This window comes from Rhizobium sp. G187, assembly GCF_051549525.1.
In the GTDB taxonomy this organism is placed as follows: domain Bacteria; phylum Pseudomonadota; class Alphaproteobacteria; order Rhizobiales; family Rhizobiaceae; genus Allorhizobium.
In genome coordinates this window covers 841,147-863,432 of sequence record NZ_JBPUGM010000001.1, presented here as the reverse complement: position 1 = coordinate 863,432, position 22,286 = coordinate 841,147, and the positions used below count along the sequence as shown (strand labels likewise).

The 22,286-nt window shown below is 61.0% G+C and carries 19 protein-coding genes, 1 tRNA gene and 1 riboswitch; of the genes, 17 read left to right on the top strand and 3 right to left on the bottom strand.

The genetic code is table 11. The annotated features are described in order from the left end of the window. Positions 1-80: 80 nt before the first annotated feature. Positions 81-449, top strand: a riboswitch (cobalamin riboswitch). Positions 450-575: 126 nt separating this feature from the next. The 6 genes from cobU to cobO are packed head-to-tail and all read left to right on the top strand — an operon-like array spanning position 576 to position 7,503. Beyond that, the gene (gene cobU / locus ACSV9I_RS04110; RefSeq protein ID WP_438327449.1) at positions 576-1,106 is read left to right on the top strand and encodes a bifunctional adenosylcobinamide kinase/adenosylcobinamide-phosphate guanylyltransferase; all 531 of its coding nucleotides are present in this window, start codon (positions 576-578) and stop codon (positions 1,104-1,106) included. 3 nt (positions 1,107-1,109) lie between these two features. Continuing rightward, positions 1,110-2,186, top strand: a complete 1,077-nt coding sequence (gene cobW, locus ACSV9I_RS04105) for a cobalamin biosynthesis protein CobW (protein WP_438327448.1) — start codon at positions 1,110-1,112, stop codon at positions 2,184-2,186. A 1-nt stretch (position 2,187) separates the two neighbouring features. Then, complete coding sequence (cobN, locus tag ACSV9I_RS04100) at positions 2,188-6,027, top strand: cobaltochelatase subunit CobN (protein ID WP_438327446.1); 3,840 nt, start codon at positions 2,188-2,190, stop codon at positions 6,025-6,027. Then, positions 6,020-6,439 carry a GFA family protein gene (locus ACSV9I_RS04095; RefSeq protein ID WP_438327444.1) on the top strand — a complete coding sequence of 140 codons (420 nt, stop codon included), beginning with the start codon at positions 6,020-6,022 and terminating at the stop codon, positions 6,437-6,439. Before cobN ends, ACSV9I_RS04095 begins: the two co-directional genes overlap by 8 nt. Beyond that, complete coding sequence (locus tag ACSV9I_RS04090; protein ID WP_438327441.1) at positions 6,436-6,870, top strand: GNAT family N-acetyltransferase; 435 nt, start codon at positions 6,436-6,438, stop codon at positions 6,868-6,870. The genes ACSV9I_RS04095 and ACSV9I_RS04090 overlap by 4 nt, the downstream gene beginning before the upstream one ends. A gap of 3 nt (positions 6,871-6,873) precedes the next feature. Next, entirely contained in the window at positions 6,874-7,503 is a 630-nt protein-coding gene (gene cobO, locus ACSV9I_RS04085; protein WP_054159928.1) for a cob(I)yrinic acid a,c-diamide adenosyltransferase, read from the top strand. Between the two features lie 33 nt (positions 7,504-7,536). On the opposite strand, the gene ACSV9I_RS04080 is transcribed toward cobO, so the two are convergent. Together ACSV9I_RS04080 and ACSV9I_RS04075 are read right to left on the bottom strand one after the other, a co-directional pair. Then, positions 7,537-8,835: a glycosyltransferase gene (locus tag ACSV9I_RS04080; protein WP_438327439.1), complete on the bottom strand. Its 1,299-nt coding sequence runs from the start codon at positions 8,833-8,835 to the stop codon at positions 7,537-7,539. Positions 8,836-9,075: 240 nt separating this feature from the next. Beyond that, a complete protein-coding gene (locus ACSV9I_RS04075; RefSeq protein WP_438327436.1) occupies positions 9,076-9,861 on the bottom strand; it encodes a TSUP family transporter in 786 nt (261 codons plus the stop codon). A gap of 329 nt (positions 9,862-10,190) precedes the next feature. Between ACSV9I_RS04075 and ACSV9I_RS04070 the strand changes: the two genes are divergently transcribed. The 8 genes from ACSV9I_RS04070 (at position 10,191) to ACSV9I_RS04035 (ending at position 19,429) form a co-directional block, all read left to right on the top strand. Further along, entirely contained in the window at positions 10,191-11,543 is a 1,353-nt protein-coding gene (locus ACSV9I_RS04070) for a sirohydrochlorin chelatase (protein WP_438327434.1), read from the top strand. 1,083 nt (positions 11,544-12,626) lie between these two features. Next, on the top strand, positions 12,627-13,271 hold the full coding sequence (locus ACSV9I_RS04065) for a precorrin-8X methylmutase (RefSeq protein ID WP_438327700.1): 645 nt from the start codon (positions 12,627-12,629) through the stop codon (positions 13,269-13,271). Beyond that, on the top strand, positions 13,264-14,505 hold the full coding sequence (gene cbiE / locus ACSV9I_RS04060; protein ID WP_438327432.1) for a precorrin-6y C5,15-methyltransferase (decarboxylating) subunit CbiE: 1,242 nt from the start codon (positions 13,264-13,266) through the stop codon (positions 14,503-14,505). The genes ACSV9I_RS04065 and cbiE overlap by 8 nt, the downstream gene beginning before the upstream one ends. Beyond that, positions 14,502-15,242 (top strand): precorrin-2 C(20)-methyltransferase, encoded by a 741-nt coding sequence (gene cobI, locus ACSV9I_RS04055; protein ID WP_438327431.1) that lies wholly within the window; start codon positions 14,502-14,504, stop codon positions 15,240-15,242. Before cbiE ends, cobI begins: the two co-directional genes overlap by 4 nt. Further along, entirely contained in the window at positions 15,239-17,125 is a 1,887-nt protein-coding gene (cobJ, locus tag ACSV9I_RS04050; protein ID WP_438327429.1) for a precorrin-3B C(17)-methyltransferase, read from the top strand. Before cobI ends, cobJ begins: the two co-directional genes overlap by 4 nt. Further along, on the top strand, positions 17,122-17,907 hold the full coding sequence (gene cobM / locus ACSV9I_RS04045; RefSeq protein ID WP_438327426.1) for a precorrin-4 C(11)-methyltransferase: 786 nt from the start codon (positions 17,122-17,124) through the stop codon (positions 17,905-17,907). The genes cobJ and cobM overlap by 4 nt, the downstream gene beginning before the upstream one ends. A gap of 36 nt (positions 17,908-17,943) precedes the next feature. Next, positions 17,944-18,399 (top strand): GFA family protein, encoded by a 456-nt coding sequence (locus tag ACSV9I_RS04040; RefSeq protein WP_438327424.1) that lies wholly within the window; start codon positions 17,944-17,946, stop codon positions 18,397-18,399. Positions 18,400-18,463: 64 nt separating this feature from the next. Continuing rightward, positions 18,464-19,429: a nucleoside hydrolase gene (locus tag ACSV9I_RS04035; protein ID WP_054159919.1), complete on the top strand. Its 966-nt coding sequence runs from the start codon at positions 18,464-18,466 to the stop codon at positions 19,427-19,429. Positions 19,430-19,524: 95 nt separating this feature from the next. Here ACSV9I_RS04035 and ACSV9I_RS04030 read toward each other — a convergent pair whose 3' ends face one another. Beyond that, the gene (locus ACSV9I_RS04030; protein WP_082352630.1) at positions 19,525-19,671 is read right to left on the bottom strand and encodes a DUF1127 domain-containing protein; all 147 of its coding nucleotides are present in this window, start codon (positions 19,669-19,671) and stop codon (positions 19,525-19,527) included. Positions 19,672-20,245: 574 nt separating this feature from the next. Between ACSV9I_RS04030 and ACSV9I_RS04025 the strand changes: the two genes are divergently transcribed. From ACSV9I_RS04025 to ACSV9I_RS04015, 3 genes are all read left to right on the top strand, one after another. Further along, positions 20,246-21,355, top strand: coding sequence for a DUF2157 domain-containing protein (locus tag ACSV9I_RS04025; protein WP_054159918.1), 1,110 nt, complete (start codon positions 20,246-20,248; stop codon positions 21,353-21,355). Further along, the gene (locus ACSV9I_RS04020; protein WP_438327421.1) at positions 21,352-21,939 is read left to right on the top strand and encodes a GDYXXLXY domain-containing protein; all 588 of its coding nucleotides are present in this window, start codon (positions 21,352-21,354) and stop codon (positions 21,937-21,939) included. Before ACSV9I_RS04025 ends, ACSV9I_RS04020 begins: the two co-directional genes overlap by 4 nt. A 147-nt stretch (positions 21,940-22,086) precedes the next feature. Continuing rightward, positions 22,087-22,171, top strand: a tRNA-Leu gene (locus tag ACSV9I_RS04015). Positions 22,172-22,286 lie beyond the last annotated feature (115 nt).

The following is a 22,286-nucleotide window of genomic DNA, read 5'->3' as shown; positions in this document are numbered from 1 at the left end:
GCCTTCCCTGTGACTGTTTGTCCTCATGTGGACGCGCCAACCCATGTCGTCGGCGTGATTGACTTGCGCGTTGGGGCCGCCTAATTCTGATGTCGGATGGTTTTCGGATCGCAGGAATGCAATCCGGAAAGCAAAAGGGAATGCGAGGACATGGACCCAGGTCGGGCATGTCGAACGCAGCCGACCCCGCGACTGTATTGCAGCGAGGGTCTCCTATCCGGATGAAGCTGGGCGGGCAGCATACGCATGGTGCGTTCGTTGCTCCGTTCTTCGCCAAAGCCGGAAAAGCCACTGGGGTGGCGACACGATCAGCCGGGGCAGGACGCCTCTTTCTCTACGAATCGTCCGCTCTTTCGTGTCGCCTCTAAACTCCGGGAAGGCGAGGGAGACCCGTTGGCTAAGCGCCACGACCTGTGAGCCAGGAGACCTGCCATCCGGCGGACATGGTGTCCACATTGGGGAAATTTCCCCGTTGCCAGCACGGAGGTTGTCGTGGCGACGTTTCAGATGGGCTGTCCCTGCCGGGGCCGTCGACGGTTTGCGCGCGCCATAGGCTCCCTCCACGGAGGACGGCCATGAGCGGCCATGATCGGCTCTCCACACTGGTGCTTGGCGGCGCCCGGTCCGGCAAATCGCGTTTTGCCGAAGGATTGGCGCGCAAAAGCGGGCTTAACCGCATCTATCTTGCCACCGGCCGTGCCTGGGATGACGAGATGCAAACCCGCATTGAGACCCACAAGGCAGACCGCGCCGGCGATGCCTGGACGACGCATGAAGAACCTCTCGATCTGGTCGGTGCACTGAAATTGCTCGATCGATCCGACAGCGTCATCCTCATCGATTGCCTGACGCTCTGGGTCACCAATCTGATGATGGAGGAGGGGCGAGACGTGGATGCCGAGGGCGTAGCTCTTGCCGCGCTGCTCCCGAAACTAAGCGCTTCCATCATCCTTGTTTCCAATGAAGTCGGTCTCGGCATCGTGCCGGAAAACCGGATGGCTCGTGCCTTCCGCGACCATGCCGGCCGCCTCCACCAGTCGATCGCCGTAGAGGCGACAGACGTCTATTTCGTTGCGGCCGGATTGCCGCTGAAAATGAAGGGTTGAACCATGTTGCAGAAGAAGATCCCCGCGACCGTTATCACTGGCTTCCTCGGTGCGGGCAAGACCACCATCATCCGCAACATGCTGATGAATGCTGGCGGCAAGAAGATCGCTCTCATCATCAACGAATTCGGTGATCTTGGCGTGGATGGCGACGTGTTGAAGGGCTGCGGCGCTGACAATTGCACGGAAGACGACATCATCGAACTGACCAATGGCTGCATCTGCTGCACGGTTGCAGACGACTTCGTGCCAACTATGCAAAAGCTGCTCGATCGCGATGTAAAGCCGGATCACATTGTCATCGAGACCTCGGGCCTGGCTCTGCCGCAGCCGCTGGTCGCCGCCTTTAACTGGCCGGACATTCGCACACGTGTGACCGTCGATGGCGTCGTCACCGTGGTCGATAGTGCCGCCGTCGCGGCGGGCCGCTTCGCCGATGATCATGACGCGGTCGCGGCACAGCGTGCCGAGGATGACAACCTCGACCATGAAAGCCCGATCGAGGAACTGTTCGAGGATCAGCTGACCTGTGCCGATCTTATCGTTCTCAACAAGACCGATCTGCTCGACGCCACTGGCATTGCTGCCGTGCGCGCCGAGGTGACCGGTCGCACCAGCCGCAAACCTTCGATGATCGAGGCGAAGAACGGCGAAGTGCCCTCGCTCGTCCTGCTCGGGATCGGCGCCAGCACTGAAGACGATATCGACAATCGCAAGTCCCATCATGAACTGGAGCATGAGGCGCTGCATGCCTCTGGCGCCGACCACGATCACCACCATGATCACGATGAGTTCGAAAGCTTTGTTCTGAAGCTGGGTGAAGTCTCCGATCCCTCGGCCTTTATTGATCGGCTGAAGCCTGTCATCGAGAAGCACGACATTCTTCGCCTCAAGGGTTTCATCGACGTGCCCGGCAAGCCCATGCGCCTCGTCATCCAGGCCGTCGGAACTCGCGTCGACACGTATTTCGACCGCCCCTGGACATCTAGCGAAAAGCGCGAAACGCGCCTGGTGGTGATCGGACTGCATGAATGGGATTTCGCCTCGGTCGTTGAGGACGTCGAGGCAGCCGCGGCCTGATATGCATCTGCTTCTTGCCCAGAAGGGGTCGATCAGCGACGGCGACGAGGCAATCGACCTCGGCCAAACGGCCGGGGACGTTCTGTTCCTCTCGGCGGCGGACACGGAATTGGCAGCCGTCGCCGCAGCCGTTGCTATAAGGGGTGACGAGACGTTTTCCTGGCGGCTTGCGAGCCTGATGGCGTTGAAGCACCCGATGTCGGTCGACACCTATATCGAGCGAACCGCGCGCCATGCGCGGCTGATCGTGGTGCGGGCGCTCGGCGGGGCAAGCTATTTTCAGTATGCGCTGGAGGCTCTGCATGCGGCAGCGCGAAGGTCCGGTGCCGCCATCATCGTCCTGCCAGGTGACGACAAGCCCGATGCCGGGCTGGAGCCATTTCAAGCCTGCATGGAGCAGGATCGACAGGCCCTGTGGAGCTACTTGACCGAGGGTGGCGAAGCGAATGCCCGGGCCTTCGTGGCCTATGCCGAGGCAATGCTGGCTGATGTAGAAAAACCCGAACCGGCGCGCCCTTTGCTGAAGGCCGGAATCTGGTGGCCGGGCCGGGGCGTGATGGGTGTCGAGGAATGGCGAGCGCTGGCTCTTCCTTCAGCCCGTGGCCAAGGAGAGGGTGCCCGAAAAGCGGATAAGGGGCATGGCACCGAGCAAGATCGGCCTTTAACCCTGAACACTGCCCCGGAACCAACGAGAGGGGATGTCGTCCCCATCTGCTTCTACCGGGCCCTTGTTCAGAGCGGCGAAACGGCGCCGGTGGAAGCGATGATCGGTGCGCTGCAGGCAGAGGGCCTCACGCCGCTTCCGATTTTCGTATCGAGCCTGAAAGACCAGGTCTCCGTGGATACACTGAGAACGATCTTAGTCCAGGCGCCACCGGCCGTGGTGATCAATACAACTGGCTTTGCTGTCTCGACGCCGGGGGCGCGCAACTCCGGGACCGTCCTAGATGAAACGGGTGCCGTAGTTCTCCAGGCGCTGTTTTCATCATCGCCACGCAGCACCTGGGAGGCATCAACGCAAGGCCTGAGCGCCCGCGATCTGGCCATGAGCGTCGCCCTGCCGGAAGTCGATGGCCGCGTGCTCACGCGTGCGGTCTCCTTCAAGTCGAAGGCCCGGTTTGACGAACGGGTAGAGACCAATCTGGTCAGCCATGAGCCCGATATGGGCCGCATGCGCTTCGTCGCAGCGCTTGCCGCCAACTGGGTCCGACTGCGCAATACCGAGCCGTCTCAGCGGCGTGTTGCGCTTGTCATGGCCAATTATCCGAACCGTGACGGCCGTCTCGGCAATGGCGTCGGGCTCGATACGCCGGCCGGCACGATCGAGGTCATGCGGGCGATGCAGATCGCGGGCTACGATGTCGGCGATTTTCCTGAAGATGGCGACGCGTTGATCCAGTCTTTGATGGCGGGCCCAACCAATGCGGCGACCGATGGGCGGATCATCCGTGAACGGTTAGCTGTAAGTGAATACAAAAACTTCTTCCAATCTCTTCCGAAAGAAGTTCAAGAAAGAGTCGTGGGGCGCTGGGGTGATCCGGTTCATGATCCCTTTCATCTCGACGGATCCTTCGCCCTGCCACTGATGCGCTTTGGAAAGCTGGTCATCGGCATTCAGCCAGCCCGTGGCTACAATATCGACCCCAAGGAAACCTATCACTCACCGGATCTCGTGCCGCCGCATGGGTATCTTGCCTTCTACGCTTTTCTGCGCCGCGAATTTGGTGCTCAAGCTGTCATCCATATGGGCAAGCATGGCAATCTCGAATGGCTGCCAGGCAAAGCGCTGGCCTTGTCCGAAACCTGCTTTCCCGAAGCCGTGTTCGGACCAATGCCGCATCTCTATCCCTTCATCGTCAACGATCCCGGCGAGGGCACGCAGGCCAAGCGCCGATCCTCCGCCGTCATCATTGACCACCTGACGCCACCTTTGACGCGCGCCGAAAGCTATGGGCCGCTGAAGGATCTGGAGGCGCTGGTCGACGAATACTACGAGGCATCGGGCAGCGATCCGCGCCGTCTCGTTTTACTGAAGACGCAGATCCTCGACCTGATCGCCGATATCGGCCTTGATCAGGATGCGGGCATAACCAAGGGCGAGGCCGAGGAAACGGCGCTGGAGAAGCTCGACGCCTATCTCTGCGACCTGAAGGAAATGCAGATCCGAGACGGCTTGCATATCTTCGGTCGGGCGCCCGAAGGCCGGCTGTTGACGGATCTCGTTGTGGCGCTCGCACGGGTGCCGCGTGGCATGGGCGAGGGTGGCGACGCCAGTTTGCAGCGGGCGATTGCGGCGGATGACGGAATGCCATTCGATCCTCTCGACTGCGTGCTCTCCGATCCCTGGACCGGAGAGAAACCGGCGATCCTCGCCGATCTCACCGATGCGCCCTGGCGCACCCATGGCGACACCGTCGAGCGCATTGAACTGCTCGCTGCCAAATTCGTATCCGGAGAGATCGCTTGCCCTGAGAATTGGCCGCGGACCCGAGCCGTTCTCACCGAGATCGAAACACGCCTCAAACCCGCCGTCGTCTTGTCCGGTACCGCCGAAATCGAGGGTCTGCTGAAGGGGTTGGCCGGAACCTTCGTACCTCCTGGGCCCTCTGGCGCACCCACTCGGGGCCGACCGGACGTGCTGCCGACCGGCCGCAACTTCTACTCCGTCGATAGCCGTGCCGTGCCGACACCGGCGGCTTACGAACTCGGCAAGAAGTCGGCCGAACTCCTGATCCAGCGCTATGTACAGGACAATGGCGAATGGCCGACCTCCTTCGGCCTGACGGCCTGGGGCACGTCCAATATGCGCACTGGTGGCGATGATATTGCGCAAGGCTTGGCACTGATCGGCGTCAAACCGGTCTGGGATATGGCATCCCGTCGTGTCACCGGCTTCGAGGTAATCCCGCAGGCCGTACTCGGCCGTCCGCGTGTTGATGTTACACTGCGCATTTCCGGCTTTTTCCGCGATGCCTTTCCCGAACAGATCACGCTCTTCGACAAGGCTGTGCGGGCGGTGGCGGGTCTTGACGAGGACGAAAGCGACAATCCGATTGCCGCACGCGTGAAGGCCGAAACCGAAAAGCTCAAGGGCGAAGGGCTCGACGAAAAGCAGGCGGCCCGCCGCGCCGGCTACCGTGTCTTCGGTTCCAAGCCTGGAGCCTATGGCGCAGGCCTGCAGGCGCTGATCGACGAGAAGGGCTGGAGCGACCGCGCCGATCTCGCCGAAAGCTACCTGGTCTGGGGCTCTTATGCTTATGGCGCCGGTGAAGAAGGAAAAGCCGAACGCCGCCTGTTCGAGGAGCGCCTGCGCTCGGTCGAAGCCGTGGTGCAGAACCAGGACAACCGCGAGCACGATCTGCTCGACAGCGACGACTATTACCAGTTCGAAGGCGGCATGACGGCGGCGGTCGAGCACGTCGCGGGGAGCAGGCCGAAGGTTTATCACAACGACCATTCGCGGCCGGAAAAGCCGGTCATCCGCAGCCTTGAGGAAGAGATCGGCCGCGTCGTCCGCGCACGCGTCGTTAATCCCAAGTGGATCGAGGGCGTGATGCGCCACGGCTACAAGGGTGCCTTCGAGATCACCGCCACGGTCGATTACATGTTCGCCTTTGCAGCCACCACAGGGGCTGTTCGCGACCATCACTTCGAAGCGGTTTATCGGGCCTTTATTCTGGATGAGCGCGTGCGCGAGTTCATGACTGAGAAAAATGCGCCAGCTCAGAAGGAACTGGCCGGGCGGCTGATCGAGGCGATCGAGCGTGGCTTGTGGACGCCGAAGAGCAATTCCGCCAAGTTCTCCCTCGTCGAACTGGCTGGAGGAGGACAGCATGACTGAAGCAGCTGTGGGAAGGGCAATGCCGTTGAGCGGTCGGTGCCTGTGTGGCGCCGTAAGCTACAAGACGAGCGGCCTGGTGCGCACCTCTGGCCACTGCCATTGCGAGAGCTGTCGCCGTGCGGCGTCATCACCCGTCACGACCTTCTTCACGGTCCCTCGAAAGGGTACCGAACTTGTCGGCGACAGTCTGCGCTACTACGCCTCGTCTCCGGGGGTGCGCCGTGGTTTCTGCGGCACCTGCGGTTCACCCATGTCCTTCGAGACGGAACGCCGCCCCGAGGACATTGATCTCTATGTCGCAAGCCTTGATACCGGATTGTTCGTGCCCATTCGTGAGCACTGGCACTGGGACGAGCGCGTCGACTGGCTGAATGTGGTCGACGATCTGCCGAAGAGCGAGGGCGGCGTATGACGGATGCGATCCGTATCGACGTCGTCGATGACAAGGATGAGGCCTTTATCGCCGCGACGCTCGACATCCTCGACCGTACCGCGACCGCAATCGGGAAACCCTTTGACGGATGCGATTTGCAGATCCGGGCCGAGGATGACAACGGGGAGCTGGTCGGCGGACTGTTTGCCTTGGAAATTCAGGGCTGGCTCTTTGTTAAATATCTGGCCGTTGCCGAGGCCGCGCGCAACCGGGGTATCGGTGCGCGTCTTCTGTCCAAAGCCGAGATGGAAGCAAAACGGTTGGGGCTTGCTGGGGTTTATCTCGATACTTTCTCCTTCCAGGCGCCGCGATTTTATCTGCGCGCGGGCTATGTCGAGATCGGCCGTCTCCCGGAGACGGAAGGTCGGCCCGCCCGAATCTGGTTCGCCAAGACATTTGAAAAGGACTGAACGATGACAGAAGACATTCCTGCTCCAGAGGCCGATCTCGCCCGTCACGCCGAGAAGATGGCGAAGAAGAAGGCCGCCCGAGACAAGATCATGGCGACCAAGACCGACGAGAAGGGCCTGATCATCGTCCATACCGGCAAGGGTAAGGGTAAGTCCTCCGCCGCCTTCGGCATGATCTTCCGTCATATCGCCCATGGTCGCAAATGCGCGGTCGTCCAGTTCATCAAGGGGGCCATGTCGACGGGCGAGCGGGACCTGATCCTCCGCCACTTCTCGGATCTCTGCGAATTTCACACCATGGGTGAGGGGTTTACCTGGGAGACCCAGGACAAGGCACGCGATATCGCCATGGCCCAGGCCGCCTGGCAAAAGGCCAAGGACCTTATCCGCGATCCCTCGAACTTGATGGTGCTGCTGGACGAGATCAACATCGCCATCCGATACGACTATATTGATCTCTCCGAGGTTCTGGAGTTTCTGGAGACCGAGAAGCCGGAGATGACTCATGTGGTTTTGACCGGTCGAAACGCCAAGGAAGAGCTGATCGAGCGCGCCGATCTGGTGACGGAGATGGAGTTGGTCAAGCATCCGTTCCGCTCGGGCATCAAAGCGCAGATTGGCGTCGAATACTGAACGCAATTGAGGCGCGTCCCGAGAGCGTGCCGGTCAAGCGCTTTCCAGGCTTTGCCGCAGGCGCGGCTCGTCGAGCAGGCCTTCGGCTTGCAGACGGGAAATCGCCGTCGCTGAGCCGTCTTCCTGCCGCAGACGCTTGGCCAATGCTTCGGCGGATGCCCGCATATCTGGTGCTTCGATCCTTCGGATCGCCGCTGCGAGCTTGTCGACGGTAAGGCTGTTACGGGCAAGAGCCGGGGGCGCGACCCCGAGCCGATGGAGGCGCGAGGCCCAGAAGGGCTGGTCGCCGAAGACCGGCGCGACAATGGAGGGAATTCCAGCCCGTGCTGCGGCAATCGTCGTTCCGGCCCCGCCGTGGTGAATGGCGCCCGCCATACGGGGAAAGAGCCAGTCATGCGGCACGTGGCGCACGACGTGGATTGGATCGTCAGCCGCAATCTGCGCGCCGTCCAGACCACCCCAGCCAGTCGCCAGAACGAAGCGCCGTCCGGTAGCCCGTGCCGTGGCGCGGATCATCGCGGTGAGAGCCTCGGCATCGGCACTGAACATGCTGCCGAAACCGACATAGATCGGCTTCGCGCCCGATGCGAGGAAGGCCAGCAACGCCGGTGACGGTTCGAAGCCGCCGGTCGTGTCCAGGACCCAGGGACCGGTGACTGCGATCGTAGCGGGCCAATCCGACGGCGGTGGTGCCAGAACGGAACTATAGCCGAAGAGCCGAAGATGGGCTGCCTCCACGGATGTAAGCGGCCCGCGCCCGGCATAGCGCGCAAGGCCGAGTGTCGGGCGGACAACCTCCTGATAGGCCGGGCTCATCACATGCCAGACCATTCGGCGCGAGAGTTGACCGAGACGCCGGTTGACCCATGCCGGTAACCGATACATCCAGTGCGGAAGCGGCATGAGTGGCGGATTGTCCGAAGGCAGGGTGGGAACCAGCTGTGTTTCGACAACAGGCACGCCAAGGCGTTCGCCAAGTGCTGCTGCCAGCAGGAAGACCATGCCGTTTCCGATCAGAAGATCGGCATCCTTTGCCGCTGCCAGTCCCTGTTGAGGCCAGTCAGCGGCAAGCAGCTTCAGCTGGGCGCGGAACTTCCGGATCATCGCGAGCGTGGCCAGTCCTTGGCCCTGCAGATCCTTGTCCTGTCGCATCCAGGTGTGAAAATCGCCAGAGAGCCTGAAATAGTCGAGGCCGTTGGCGGTGACGAGGTCTGCGCAACTCTGGTCCGTCGCCACGGTCACGGCATGGCCACACCGTGCAAGGGCGACGCCTAGCGCAACGAGGGGCCGGACATCACCCTCGGTGCCGATGGTGAAAATCGTGATGCGCATTCGCCAAGCCCTTGCTGAAGACGGCATGGGTGATGAAAAGGATTAGGTGATGAAATCGCCGGTGTTCCATGCCCTGCCCATGGTGCAAAAAATCGGCCGGTGGCGTCAATTCTCAGCGATCTAGGGGTATTGGACGACGACTGCACGGTTCCGCGCGCTTAGTCACGGTATCGCCCTAACGTCATTCGACCTGCAATCGAACGGCTGTAGCCGTTGTAAACGCACCCTTGCTTGCTCGACTTAGATGCCAAGGAAGACCCAAATGGGGTTTGTCGGATCCATCAGCAGTCGGATGGCGAGAGCCACACAGGTGAAGATCAGCAGTGGCTTGATGATCTTGGCTCCCTTTTTCATCGCGAAACGCGATCCTGTCTGCGCGCCGAGGAACTGCCCGATACCCATCATCAGGCCGACTTTCCACAACACCACGCCGTTGAGCAGGAAGATCAGAAAGGCGCCGGTATTCGAGCCAAGATTGAGAAGCTTGGTATGAGCCGTCGCCTTGAGCATGCCGAACCCGGCAAGGGACACGAAGGCGAGCATGAAGAAGGAACCTGTGCCGGGACCGAAGACGCCGTCATAGAGGCCGATCAGGGGAACGAATGTCAGGCCGAACACAAGGGGGGCAATGCGCTGGTGACGGTCTTCGTCGGAAATATTCGGCTTAAGTGCAAAGTAGAGTGCGATGGCGACAAGCAGGAAGGGCATCAGCGCCCGCAGAACGTCGCCCGGCACGATCGTGGCGATCAAGGCGCCAAGCGCGCCACCAAGTGTCGCCATCCCCGCCATCGGCAACTGTTTTTTCAGATCGACATGGCCTTTACGGGCGTATGCGAGTGTCGCGGAGCCGGCCCCGAACATCGACTGCAGCTTGTTCGTTCCCAATGTTTCTAGCGGCGGGATACCGGCAATCAGCATGATCGGTATGGTGACCAATCCGCCGCCACCGGCAATTGAATCGATAAAGCCGGCAATGAAGGCAGCAACGAACAGGAGGGCAAGGGTGTGCAGGGCGAGATCGGCCACGGGGACACTCGGGTTTGTCTGGGGTGCGGCCCTTGTGCACCAAAGCCGCAAAGTGGGCAACTGCGTTTGACCCGTCCTGCGACGGTCGGCTCTGTGGACTGGCGCTTCCATCATAGAATGCGCCGCAATCTGGTTTGACCGTTTGATGACGCTTCGATAAAGCTCAGGGTAATGTGCGACGGCGCCTGTTCGACAGGCTGGAAATAGTCCGGTGCGGCCGACCCAAGCAGGGGGCCAATTCCGGAGCTGTCCCAAAGGCCATGGACCGTGCTGCAAACCGCGCGCGTCCGGCGCTTCGTACAGGGAGAGCAACGAAGCAGGAGGCCGACATGGCGGAAAAACTCGGAATCATGGTCTGTGGCCATGGCAGCCGCAATCAGAATGCGGCGAAGGAATTTGCCGTGATCGCGCAGGCGCTGCGCGCGCGCAATCCCGATATGCCGGTCGAATACGGTTACCTTGAATTCTGCAATCCGGTCATCGCTTCCGGTCTCGACAGCTTGCGCGAAAAGGGCGTGACGCGGGTTCTGGCTGTGCCCGGCATGCTGTTTGCTGCTGGCCACGCCAAAAACGACATCCCCTCCGTCCTCAACACATACCAGGCCCAGAACCCGGGCATGGTGATCAATTACGGCCGCGAACTCGGGATCGACTTGAAAATGATCCGGGCCGCCGGCGACCGGATCCAGACGGCTGTCGACGAGGCGAACGAAGCCCTCGGCTTTGTCGAGAAGCACGATACGCTGTTGATGGTCGTCGGCCGCGGATCGTCAGACCCGGATGCCAATTCCAATGCTACCAAGGTCATGCGCATGCTCTGGGAAGGCATGGGCTTCGGCTGGGGCGAGACCTGCTATTCCGGCGTGACATTTCCGCTTGTCGAGCCGGGTCTCACCCATGCCGCAAAGCTTGGCTACAAGCGCATCATCGTGTTCCCGTACTTCCTCTTCACCGGCGTCCTGGTCAAGCGCATCTACAGCTACACAGATGAGGTCGCGGCGCGTCATCCAGAGATCCAGTTCGTCAAGGCAAGCTATCTGAACGACCACCCGCTGGTTCTTGATGCCTTCCAGGACCGTGTCCGGGAGATCCTCGAAGGCGCGGCCGTCATGAACTGTCAGATGTGCAAATACCGCGAACAGGTTCTTGGCTTCGAAGCCGATGTCGGCCAGCGCCAGGAAAGCCATCACCACCATGTCGAGGGTATTGGTGGCGGACTGGAAAACTGTCCGTGCAAGGGGGATTGTGACGCCTCCTGCCGCGATCCCGATTTCTGCAAGGAGCATGGCTTGCCCTATACGCCCGTCCACTCCCACGCCGAACCGAACGACCTGGAACCGGCGTTTGACTATGCAGCCTCCACCACGCTTGGCGGCAAATATGGCCATCTGTTAAACGCGGCGCCCGATGCCGGTCTGGAAGCCGTGATGAATGCGCCGTCCAGCGGCAAGAGTGCAGCACACGAGCATGGCCCCAATTGCGGCTGCGGTGGTCACCATGCTCACGATCATCACAACCACGACCACGACCACGGTCATGACCATGCACATGGGCATTCCCATGATCACGACCATGGCCATAATCACGGCCACGGCCACGGCCATGATCACGGGCACCATCACGCGCCGTATCCTCATGCGGACCATCCTCTTGGCCCAAAGTCGATGCAGAAGAAGACGTAAATGCCTCTTTTCGATCGCTATCTGGTTGTTGACTGGTCAGGCGCTGGACAACCGGTGACGGGCCGTAACTCGCTCTGGGCCTGCATGGCCCGGCGTGAGGGCGACCGGATCGTGGTTGAATGGGTGGAGAACGTATCGACCCGTCACGGGTTCATGCGCCGTCTCGAAACGATCGTCCGCTCGGCTCTGGATGCGGGCGAAAAACTGCTGTGTGGTTTTGATTTCGCCTTTGGCTATCCACAAGGGACAGCTGAGCGCTTGACCGGCCGGGCCGACTGGCGAGCCCTGTGGCGCAAGATCGCCGCCGAGATCGAGGATGGCGACAATAATGCCAACAATCGCTTCGCTCTCGCCTCGCGCTGGAATGGAACCTATTTTCCCGGGGAACCGCGCTTTTGGGGGCGGCCGCATCAACATGCCTATCCGCATCTGGGCGCCAAAAAGCCCGGCCCGTGGCAAACCGCACCACTCGCGTTCCGTCGCTCTGAGGTGTCTGTCGCGACGGCGAAATCTGTTTGGCAATTGGTGGGCGTCGGCGTGGTCGGCAGTCAGTCGTTGCTCGGGATTGCCCGCCTCTCTCGCTTCCTCGACGATTCCGGCCTGAACAAGCACATCGCCGTCTGGCCCTTCGAGACCGGATTCAGCACGTTTCTCGACAAACCAGTGGTCTTTGCAGAGACCTATCCCTCGTTGTTCACGCTCCCAGATAGTGCAGAGGTCAAGGACGCAGCACAGGTTCGCACGGTAGCGGAAGCCTTCGGAGAATTTGACATCGACGGACGTCTGGCCATGCTGATGGAGCGACCGATCATGTTGTCGGACGAAGACGTTGAGGTTTCGATCGCAGAGGAAGGCTGGGTGCTTGGCATCGGTCACCGCGACCTGGTGGGGGCGGCTGCCGCGACTTTGCCTGATAGCCACCGCCCGCCTCAGACTGAGGTCGCTCTCGAACTCAAATACGAAGCCAACATGGAGGTTTCTCCATCGGCTATTGGTCTGGCAGAAACGGATTGCGGCGTTCCGCTTTCCTTGTGTTTCTCGCCGGCCCTGAGCGAGTCAAAAAGCGGCAATAGCGCGGCTGCCCTGGACACATCTCTCGACTACATCCGCGACCCCGCCGAGATCTATCGTCAGTCCTTTTCCACGATTAGGACGGAGGCGGATCTCGACCGGTTTCCGCCAGACCTGCAGCCGCTGGCCATCCGCCTCATCCATGCCTGCGGCATGGTCGATCTCGCCAATGATATTGCCTTTTCAGATGGTGCGTTTGAAGCCGGTGCTGCAGCACTTGAGGCCGGCGCCCCGGTGCTGGTGGATGTCGAAATGGTACGCCATGGGGTGATCCGTCGCCTGCTGCCTGCCGACAATGAAATACTCTGCCTGCTGAATGATGAGCGTGTGCGGCCCAGGGCGAGCGAGATCGGCAATACGCGCTCGGCGGCCCAGGTCGATCTCTGGGATGACCGGCTTGAAGGTGCGGTCGTCGCAATCGGCAATGCCCCGACGGCTCTGTTCCGTCTGTTGGAACGCATCGATTCGGGAAGTCCCAAGCCGGCGATCATTCTCGGTTTTCCCGTTGGCTTTGTCGGGGCTGCCGAAAGTAAGGACGCGCTGATCGCCGACAGCCGCGGCATTCCGTATATTGCGGTGCGTGGCCGTCGGGGCGGCTCGGCCATGGCGTCTGCTGCGGTTAACGCGCTGGCGGGAGGGCTCGGTACCAATGTCTGAGTTTCTCCAGGGGCCCTGGCTCACCATCATCGGTATCGGCGACAATGGCCTCGAAAGCCTGACACCAGAGGCCCAATCTGTGGTCTGGCAGGCCGAGACACTGGTGATCGGCGAACGCCTCGACGCTGTCATTGATGGCAGTTCTCTGCCGAGCCTCAAGCGCATCCTGACCTGGGGCGCGGGCTTCCGCGAGACGCTGGCCGAGATCTTGAAGCTGCGCGGCACGCCGGTAACGGTGCTGGCAACTGGCGACCCGATGCATTTTGGCATTGGTGCAACACTCCGGCGTTACGTGGCATCGGAGGAAATGTTTGTCCTGCCGAGCCCATCGGCCTTTTCGCTCGCTGCTGCACGCCTCGGATGGCCGTTGCAATCGGTCACGCAGATTTCGCTGCATGGTCGTCCGCTGTCTTTCCTCAATCGCCATGTCCTGCCGCGGGCCCGCATTCTGGCGTTAACATCAGATGCCTCGACCGTGCAGGCTGCCGCGGTGCTTCTGGCCGAGCGCGGCTTCGGGGCTTCGGTCCTGCATGTGCTCGAACATATGGGCGGGGCGAGGGAGCGTCTGCTGCGCATGACGGCGCTGGAAATGGCCGAAACCCGCCCCAAGATATCCGACTTCAACACGCTTGCCATCGACTGCGCTCAGGATGGCCCGCTACTCGCCCCCGTGCCAGGTCTGCCGGACGAGGCCTTTCGCCATGATGGTCAGCTGACCAAACGCGAGATCCGCGCTGCAACGCTGGCCCAGTTGGCGCCATTCCCCAATGCACTGCTTTGGGATGTCGGCGCGGGCTGCGGGTCGATCGCGATTGAATGGATGCGGGCCGGCATGGGCACGAAAGCGATTGCGATCGAGGCAAAGCCGGAGCGTCTGATGATGATCCGGCAGAATGCCGACACGCTTGGGGTCCCGGATCTGGAAATCGTTGAAGGGGAGGCACCGACAGCACTCGTCGGCCTGAAAGTTCCTGATGTCGTCTTCATCGGTGGTGGGATCACAGGCGAGGGCCTGTTCGAGACCTGCTGGCAGGCACTCGGCCCCGGCGGACTTCTGGTCGCCAATGCCGTGACCATCGAGGGAGAGGCGCGGCTTGCCGAACTGCGCGGCATCTGGGGGGGCGAGCTTACGCGCATCCAGGTCGCGCGTGCTGCGCCGGTCGGTCGCTATTGCGGCTGGAAGTCACTGATGCCCGTGACGATGTGGACGGTGGTGAAGGGAGAGGGTGTATGACGGGGAAACTTTATGGACTGGGCCTTGGTCCTGGCGATCCGGAACTCCTGACGCTCAAGGCGCACCGCATTTTGACTTCCTGCTCCGTGGTCGCCTATCCGGCACCCGGTACGGGCCCGAGCTTTGCCCGCCAGATTGCAGCGCCCTACCTGACGGCCGCCCAACTTGAAGTGCCAATCATCGTGCCGATGCGCGTCGAGCGGTTCCCGGCTCAGGACATCTATACCCAGGCCGCCGAGACGCTGTCGCGTCATCTGGATGCGGGTTCGGACGTCGCCGTGCTCTGCGAGGGCGACCCTTTCTTCTACGGCTCCTTCATGTATCTCTTCGAACGGTTGGCTGATCGCTATCCGACCGAAGTTGTCCCCGGCGTTTCCTCGATGATGGCCGCCGCAGCCGGTCTCGGACGGCCGCTCGCGGCCCGCAATGACGTCTTGACCGTCCTGCCGGGCCCACTGTCGGATGAGGAGCTTGCCGCCCGGATCCAAGCCTCGGGCGCTGTTGCCATCATCAAGCTTGGTCGCCATTTCGCCCGCATCCGTGCGCTGATCGAAAGCCTCGGGCTGACAGGACAATCGGGTTATGCCGAACGGGTAAGTCTCGCCGAACAGAAACTCGTGCCGCTTGCCGATGTGGCCGACGATACCGCGCCGTATTTCTCGATGATCCTGATCTACAAGGGCGAAGAGCGTTGGCACCCTGCATTGGCAAAGACGCTCGGAAGCGAGATGCGATGAGCGCACCCGTACCCGTACCCGTTGTAATCATTCTAAGCGAAGCAGCACGGCCGCTCGGTTGCCGTCTGGCGACGATGATCGGCGGCGAATTGCATGGTGCTGCCGCACGGGTTGGTGAAGCCGATGTGCTCTTTGCCTCGGTCAAGGACCACGTCCAGCAGCTTTTCCTGGCGGGCCGCCCGATCGTCTCGATCATGGCATCCGGTGCGTTGATTCGCCTTCTTGCGCCAATTCTTTCCAATAAACAGTCCGAGCCACCGGTTCTGGCGGTCGCCGAGGACGGAGCCTCTGTCGTGCCCCTTTTGGGTGGCCATCATGGCGCCAATGATCTCGCCCGCCAGATAGCAGTTGCCCTGGACGCCCATGCCGCGATTACCACCGCCGGCGATCTGAAATTCGGCGTGGCACTCGACCAGCCACCAAAGGGCCATGTGCTCGCCAATCCTGCAAGTGCAAAGGGCGTGATGGCTGAACTGGTCGCCGGTGCCAGCGTCCGTCTGAACCTTCAACCGTCCCTGATGCCGCCAGACGGTTCCCTTAGTGCCTATGGCCGACAAGCCAATGTCGCTGCCTGGCTCACCCAATCCAGACTTCCATTCGATCAAGAGGCCCGCGTGACCCTGACCGTGACCACAGAGAACAAAGCCGCTGGCGAGTTGGAACTCGTCTATCATCCAAAGACGCTGGTGCTTGGCATGGGGTGCGAGCGCCACGCTCATGCGCAGGAGGCGATTGCGCTGGCCGAAGAGGCACTCGCCAAGGGCGGTTTCGCCCGCCAGAGCCTGGCTGCCGTGTGCTCAATCGATCTGAAGGCAGACGAGACGGCGATCCATGCGGTCGCCCGCCATTTCGGCGTGCCGGCCCGGTTCTTTTCTGCCGAAACGCTGGAAGCCGAAGCCTCGCGCCTGAAGAACCCGTCCGAGGTAGTCTTTGCCGAAGTCGGTTGCCACGGCGTCGCTGAAGGGGCCGCATTGGCGGCGGTCGGGAAGGCCGGCGCGCTCGTCGTCGAAAAGATCAAGTCGAAAGGCGCAACGGCGGCCATTGCCGAAGCCGCTGACACAATCGATCCCGCCACGATCGGCCGGGCCCGAGGTACGCTTTTTGTCGTCGGCATAGGCCCAGGGTCTGATGACTGGCGCTCGCCGGAAGTGTCTCGCATGGTCGCCACCTCGACGGATCTCGTCGGATATTCGCTTTATCTCGACCTGCTCGGGCCGCTTGCTGCGGACAAGATCCGCCACGATTTCGATCTGGGCAAGGAAGAGGCTCGCGTGGTGCGTGCCATGGAGCTGGCGGGTGAGGGCAAGACAGTCTCGCTCGTCTGTTCTGGCGACGCCGGGATCTACGCCATGGCGACGCTGGTCTTTGAACTCTTCGAAAAGGGTGGCATCAGCAATGCGGCGAGCCGAATCGAAGTCCAGGTCTCGCCCGGCATTTCAGCGCTTCAGGCCGCTGCCGCGAGAATTGGCGCGCCGCTGGGCCATGATTTCTGCACGATCTCGCTCTCGGATCTGCTCACCCCCTGGGAACATATCCAACGGCGGGTCAAAGCGGCAGGCGAGGGTGACTTCGTCATCGCTTTCTACAATCCGGTATCGATGAAGCGTCGGACCCAACTCGCCTATGCCCGCGATGAGTTGTTGAAATACCGCCCGGCCTCGACGCCGGTCATCCTTGCCACCAATCTGGGTCGTGAGGGTGAGACTGTTCGCACCGTGCCGCTCGGGGAGTTGAATGTCGACGATGTCGACATGCTGACCGTCGTCGTCGTTGGTTCGTCCGAGAGCCGCACCGTCAGGACGGGCGATGGCAAGACCTGGGTCTACACGCCGCGCGGCTATTCGGGCAAAGCGGACACGGGAATGAAGGGAGTTGAAGCATGACCGTCTATTTCATCGGTGCCGGCCCGGGCGCCCCCGACCTCATCACCGTGCGCGGCTTGCGCCTGATCGAACGCTGCCCGGTCTGCCTCTATGCGGGTTCGCTGGTTCCTGCGGAAATCGTTGAGGCGGCGCCCGAGGGGGCGATCGTCAAGGATACCGCACCCATGCATCTCGATGAGATCGTGGCAGAAATGGTGGCCGCCCACGAACGCGGAGAGGATGTTGCCCGCGTGCATTCGGGAGATCCGTCGATCTATGGCGCGATTGCAGAGCAGATGCGCCGGCTCGACGCATTGGATATTCCCTATGATGTCGTTCCCGGCGTGCCGGCTTTTGCCGCGACCGCCGCACGCCTGAAGACCGAACTGACCCTGCCGGAAATCGCTCAGACAGTGATTGTCACCCGGACCGAGATGAAGGCATCTTCGATGCCGGAGTTCGAGACGCTGGAGATTCTGGGGAAATCACGCGCCACCCTCGCCATCCATCTGTCGATCCGCAATCTTCCTCATATCCGCGATACACTGACGCCCTATTATGGTGAGGATTGCCCCGTGGTCATCGCTTATCGATCCACCTGGCCGGACGAGCTCTTCATCCGCACTACGCTGAAGGATATGGCCGAGGACGTTCGCAAGGCAAAGATCACGCGCACCGCGTTGATCATGGTCGGCAAGGTATTCGGGAATGTGGAGTTCCGGGACAGCGACTTGTACAACGCCGGTTTTTCGCATGTTCTGCGCAATGTCGGTAAGAAGAAGACGGCAAAGCTCTCAAGCTGAGCAAGCCGGCACCGGAAGGACACGGCGGGAAGGCTGATGACAGGAATCAAAGACGCGGATCAGGGCAGCTGTCGCTGCGGACAGGTTACCCTCAAGGTTCGGGGGCGGCCGGTGATGACATTGGCTTGCCATTGCAAGGGCTGCCAAAAAATGACGGCCAGTGCGTTTTCCCTGAGCGCCCTCTATCCGCAAGACTGTGTCGAGATCACGGGACCTGAGCCCGTGATTGGCGGCATGCACGGAGAGCTCCGCCACCACTTCTGCCCGCACTGCCTGAGCTGGGTGTTTACGCGGGCGGAGCTGTTCGGACCTTTGATCAACGTTCGCGCCACCATGCTGGATCACGCCGCTGATCTTGTGCCGTTTGTCGAAACCTGCACCACGGAAAAACTGCCCTGGGTCACCATACCAACGCGCCACAGTTACCCGCAGTTTCCGCCAATGGAGGACTTCCCCAAGCTGATGGCGGAGTTCTCCGAAACACGAAACTGAGTGCTTCCTCCTTCTCAGCGCCTGCGATAGAAGGCGCGCTTCCATCTAATAGGCGATCGATTTCATGCATAAAGTCATCTTTGATACGGATCCCGGCGTCGACGACGCCATGGCGCTCCTCTTCCTCCATCACCACCCGGAGATCGATCTCCTCGGGATCACAACGGTGTTCGGCAATGCCGAGATCGACATTACCACGCGCAATGCACTGTTCCTGAAGCGGGAATGGAAGATCGAGGCCCCGGTTGCTCGAGGCGCCGGCGAGACCTTCATTCCGCATCGTGTCAGCCATGCACCCCCGAAGTTCATCCATGGTGACGACGGCCTTGGCAATATCGGCGTGCCTGAAGTCACCGATGTCGACCCAGACCCGCGTGCTGCCCATCGCTTCATCGTCGATACGGTTCGTGCAAATCCGGGTGAAGTCACCATCGTAGCTGTCGGTCGCATGACCAATCTGGCCAATGCGCTAAAGGAAGATCCTGAGATCGTCGGACTGGTCAAGGAAATCGTCATCATGGGCGGTGCCTTCGACTGCAACGGCAATGTCACGCCTGCGGCCGAAGCCAATATTCACGGCGATCCTGAGGCGGCCGATATCGTCATGACGGCCACATGGCCCGTCGTCGTCGTTGGTCTCGACGTGACGATGAAAACTGTGATGACGCGTAGCCAACTTGCCGACATCCGCGATGCGGCCGGAACCAGCCGTGCGCGCCTGCTTTTCGATCTGTCGCAGTTCTACATCGACTTCTACGAAGGCCTCGTCGATGACGGTATGGTCGTGCATGACAGCTGCGCCTGCGTCTATGTCGTGGCGCCAGAACTCTTCAAGACCCGCTCCGGGAAAATCCGGGTCGTATGTGGCGGCATTGCCGATGGCCAGACGATCCAGAAGCCTGATGGCCGTGGATTCGGTCCTTCGGACTGGGACGGAGATCTGCCGAGCCAGAAGATCTGCACCGACATCGACGCGAATGCCGTTCTCAAGCTGATCCACGATGTGATCGTCTCGGTTCGCGAAGACTGATTGAACAGACAATCGACAATGAAAAACCCCGGAACGCATTGCGATCCAGGGTTTTTATATATGCTCATGCAGGCGACAAAGGCCGCCGCGTAGGATCAGCCGTGAACGGCGCTGCGTGCAACGCGACGGATGTCTTCGCGGCCAATGCCGAGGTCACGCAGTTCGCGGTCCGACATGCGGCCGAGTTCGGTAACAGTCTGACGATACTTGCGCCAGTTGGTGAGCGAGCGAGCGATGTTCATGGGGTTACCCTCTTCAGTGGATGGACCCGATCGTGGGCCGCGTTCGAATTTGTTGATCCGAATGTATGCTGCGGTGCGAAACGATTGAAGAGCCAATGCATCAGAGCAACCATGCGTGCGTCGCATAGCTCAATAGTTAACCATGAGTAAACTGATGAAAAAATGGTCTCCCTGCGCGTGGCTCGCCGCTCGATAACGCAGTATTTGGGGAAAGGTGAGCAAAAAATAACGCCCACCGGGGGAGGAGGACCGGTGGGCGTCATTGGTAAAGATCGACAACCGGGAGGAGGTAGTCATCGATCAGATCAAAAAGCACTGGGAGGAGGAGCGTGCTTCCTGAAACTCTCCTGAGGCAGAACTAATGTTCTTCGCGTCTCAGTCATGCTTTCAGTAACGCGAACGCCAAATTTTGTGCAGTGCAATATCATCATGGAAGGCATGCGCTGTTTGCATGAGGGCCGCCGCGGCTCTTGGGCGCCGATGTATGGGCTGAGCGCCAGTGCCACGCATTGCGAATCTTGCCAATCATGCTGCTTGGTGGAACAACAAACCTAACAAGAGGGGGAGGCTCGCGATGTATCGTGGACGACTGAAACGGGATCTGGATGACTGGGCGCAGCGCGGACTGATCGATGCACCCCTAGCGGAACGGCTCCTCGCAGACCACGACCAGCGCGCCGGCGGCTTCAGTCTGGGATCCGTCCTCGGCATGCTTGCGGCAACGCTGATTGCCGCTTCGATCCTGATGCTGGTCGCAGCCAACTGGGATGCGATCCCGCGCCTGGTCAAACTCGGCGGCATCATCGCGATGATATGGATCTTCAATCTTGGCGGCTGGCTGGCGCGGGCGCGGGAGGCCAAGCGTATCGCTGCCGCCTGTCTCGTCCTGGGCTCTGCGAGCTTCGGCGCGGGCATTGCCCTGGTTGGTCAGATGTATCATCTGTCTGGCGATAACTTTACGGCGCTTCTCGTCTGGTTGAGCGTTACCTTCGTTTCCGCCTTGCTGTTCGGCTCTGCTGCACTCAGTGCTGTCACGGGTCTTCTGGCGATCGCCGCGTTCTGGGCTGGTTTGGAGGATGTCGGATATACAACGGCTGCGCAGGGCATGTGGGCCTATTGGCCGCCGGTCGTTGCCGCTGGCGTCGGCTGGCTCTGCGTCTGGACGTCCGCTGGCCGGGCGAAGCATCTTGCCTGGCTGCTGCTGCTGCAATGGGTCTGGTGGTTCTGGCTGATTGATGGGGAAATCTGGATGGCAGCAGGTGTTGCCACGGTCTCTGTCGCGATATTCCTCCTGCTCGCCGTGCCGCAATCACCGCTTTCTGCTCTGCGCAATCGGTTCGGACCCTCTGGGACCTTCTATCCCCTCGTTCTGGCGTTGAGCGCTCTCGGCACCCTGCATGTGAACACCTCCGGTCCGCTGCCAACGGCAGTTATCGCCATTGCCGTACTCGGGCTTTGTCTCGCTGCTGTCATCGTAGAGGGGCGTGGCAATGGCGCCGTTCGCTATCTCGCCTATGGAGTTTTCGCAGCGGAGGTCCTGTATCTGTCTTATGAAACGATAGACAGCATCCTTGGAACCTCGGCCTTCTTCCTGCTGGCCGGCCTCTTCGTCGCCGTCATCGCTTTCATCGTCGTCCGGCTAGAGAAGCGTTTTGGTGCAAAATCCGCAGGAGGTGTCGCATGATCCCGACCGTTCGTTCTCCCAGGCGCTTCCTCCTTGCGGCGCTCTTGGTGAGCCTCACCCAGTGTGGTGTCCTCGGCTACATGATCCAGAGCCGGGCCGCGATTCTGCAGGCAGGAACCGAGGTCCTGCTGAAGACGACCCCTGTCGATCCACGGGATCTGCTGCGCGGCGACTATGTCATTCTGAGTTACGAGATCTCGAGCATTCCGACGGACCGCATCCGCGGTGAGCGTCCGAAGGATGGCGCCAAATTGCCGCTTTTCGTTCGCTTGCGACCCGATGCCGCGGGCTTCTGGCAGGTCGACGAGGCCTCCTTCGCAACGCTGGCCGAGATGCCCGGGTCGGTCATCTTGCGCTCGAGACCCGTCTTTGTCGGGGAATGGATGTGGACGGCTGGCAGCGAACTCAGTGTCTCCTATGGCATCGAGCGTTACTACGTTCCGGAAGGAGAGGGCAGGCCGATAGAGGATGGGCGCAACGAAAACAGGGTCTCGGTCGCTGCCCGGGTCTCGGCCTCCGGCCAGGCGCAGATCCGCGCTCTGATGCTCGATGGCCAGCCGCTTTATGAGGAGCCGCTCTACTGACGCCGTCACTCGTCCGGCTGAGCGCCCCGAACCGCTGTTGATCCCCCTCGTGACACTGTCATTTTTCCTTTGCGTGCGGGAAAACGGGTGTTATAGAGACGCGCGCTCCGGAGGGGCCATGCGCGAATGCAGCATGCGCTTTTGGACGCGGGTATGGTGAAATTGGTAGACACGCCAGATTTAGGTTCTGGTGCCGCAAGGCGTGGGAGTTCAAGTCTCTCTACCCGCACCAGCTGAGCCGCGCGGGATCGATGAGAGGGGCACATTGGTGCATCTTCCGTCAGTCCGGCGCCGTTTTGCTTGGCAGATTGTTTGACGATTGCGACGCAGCCACGTCCGGAAACAGA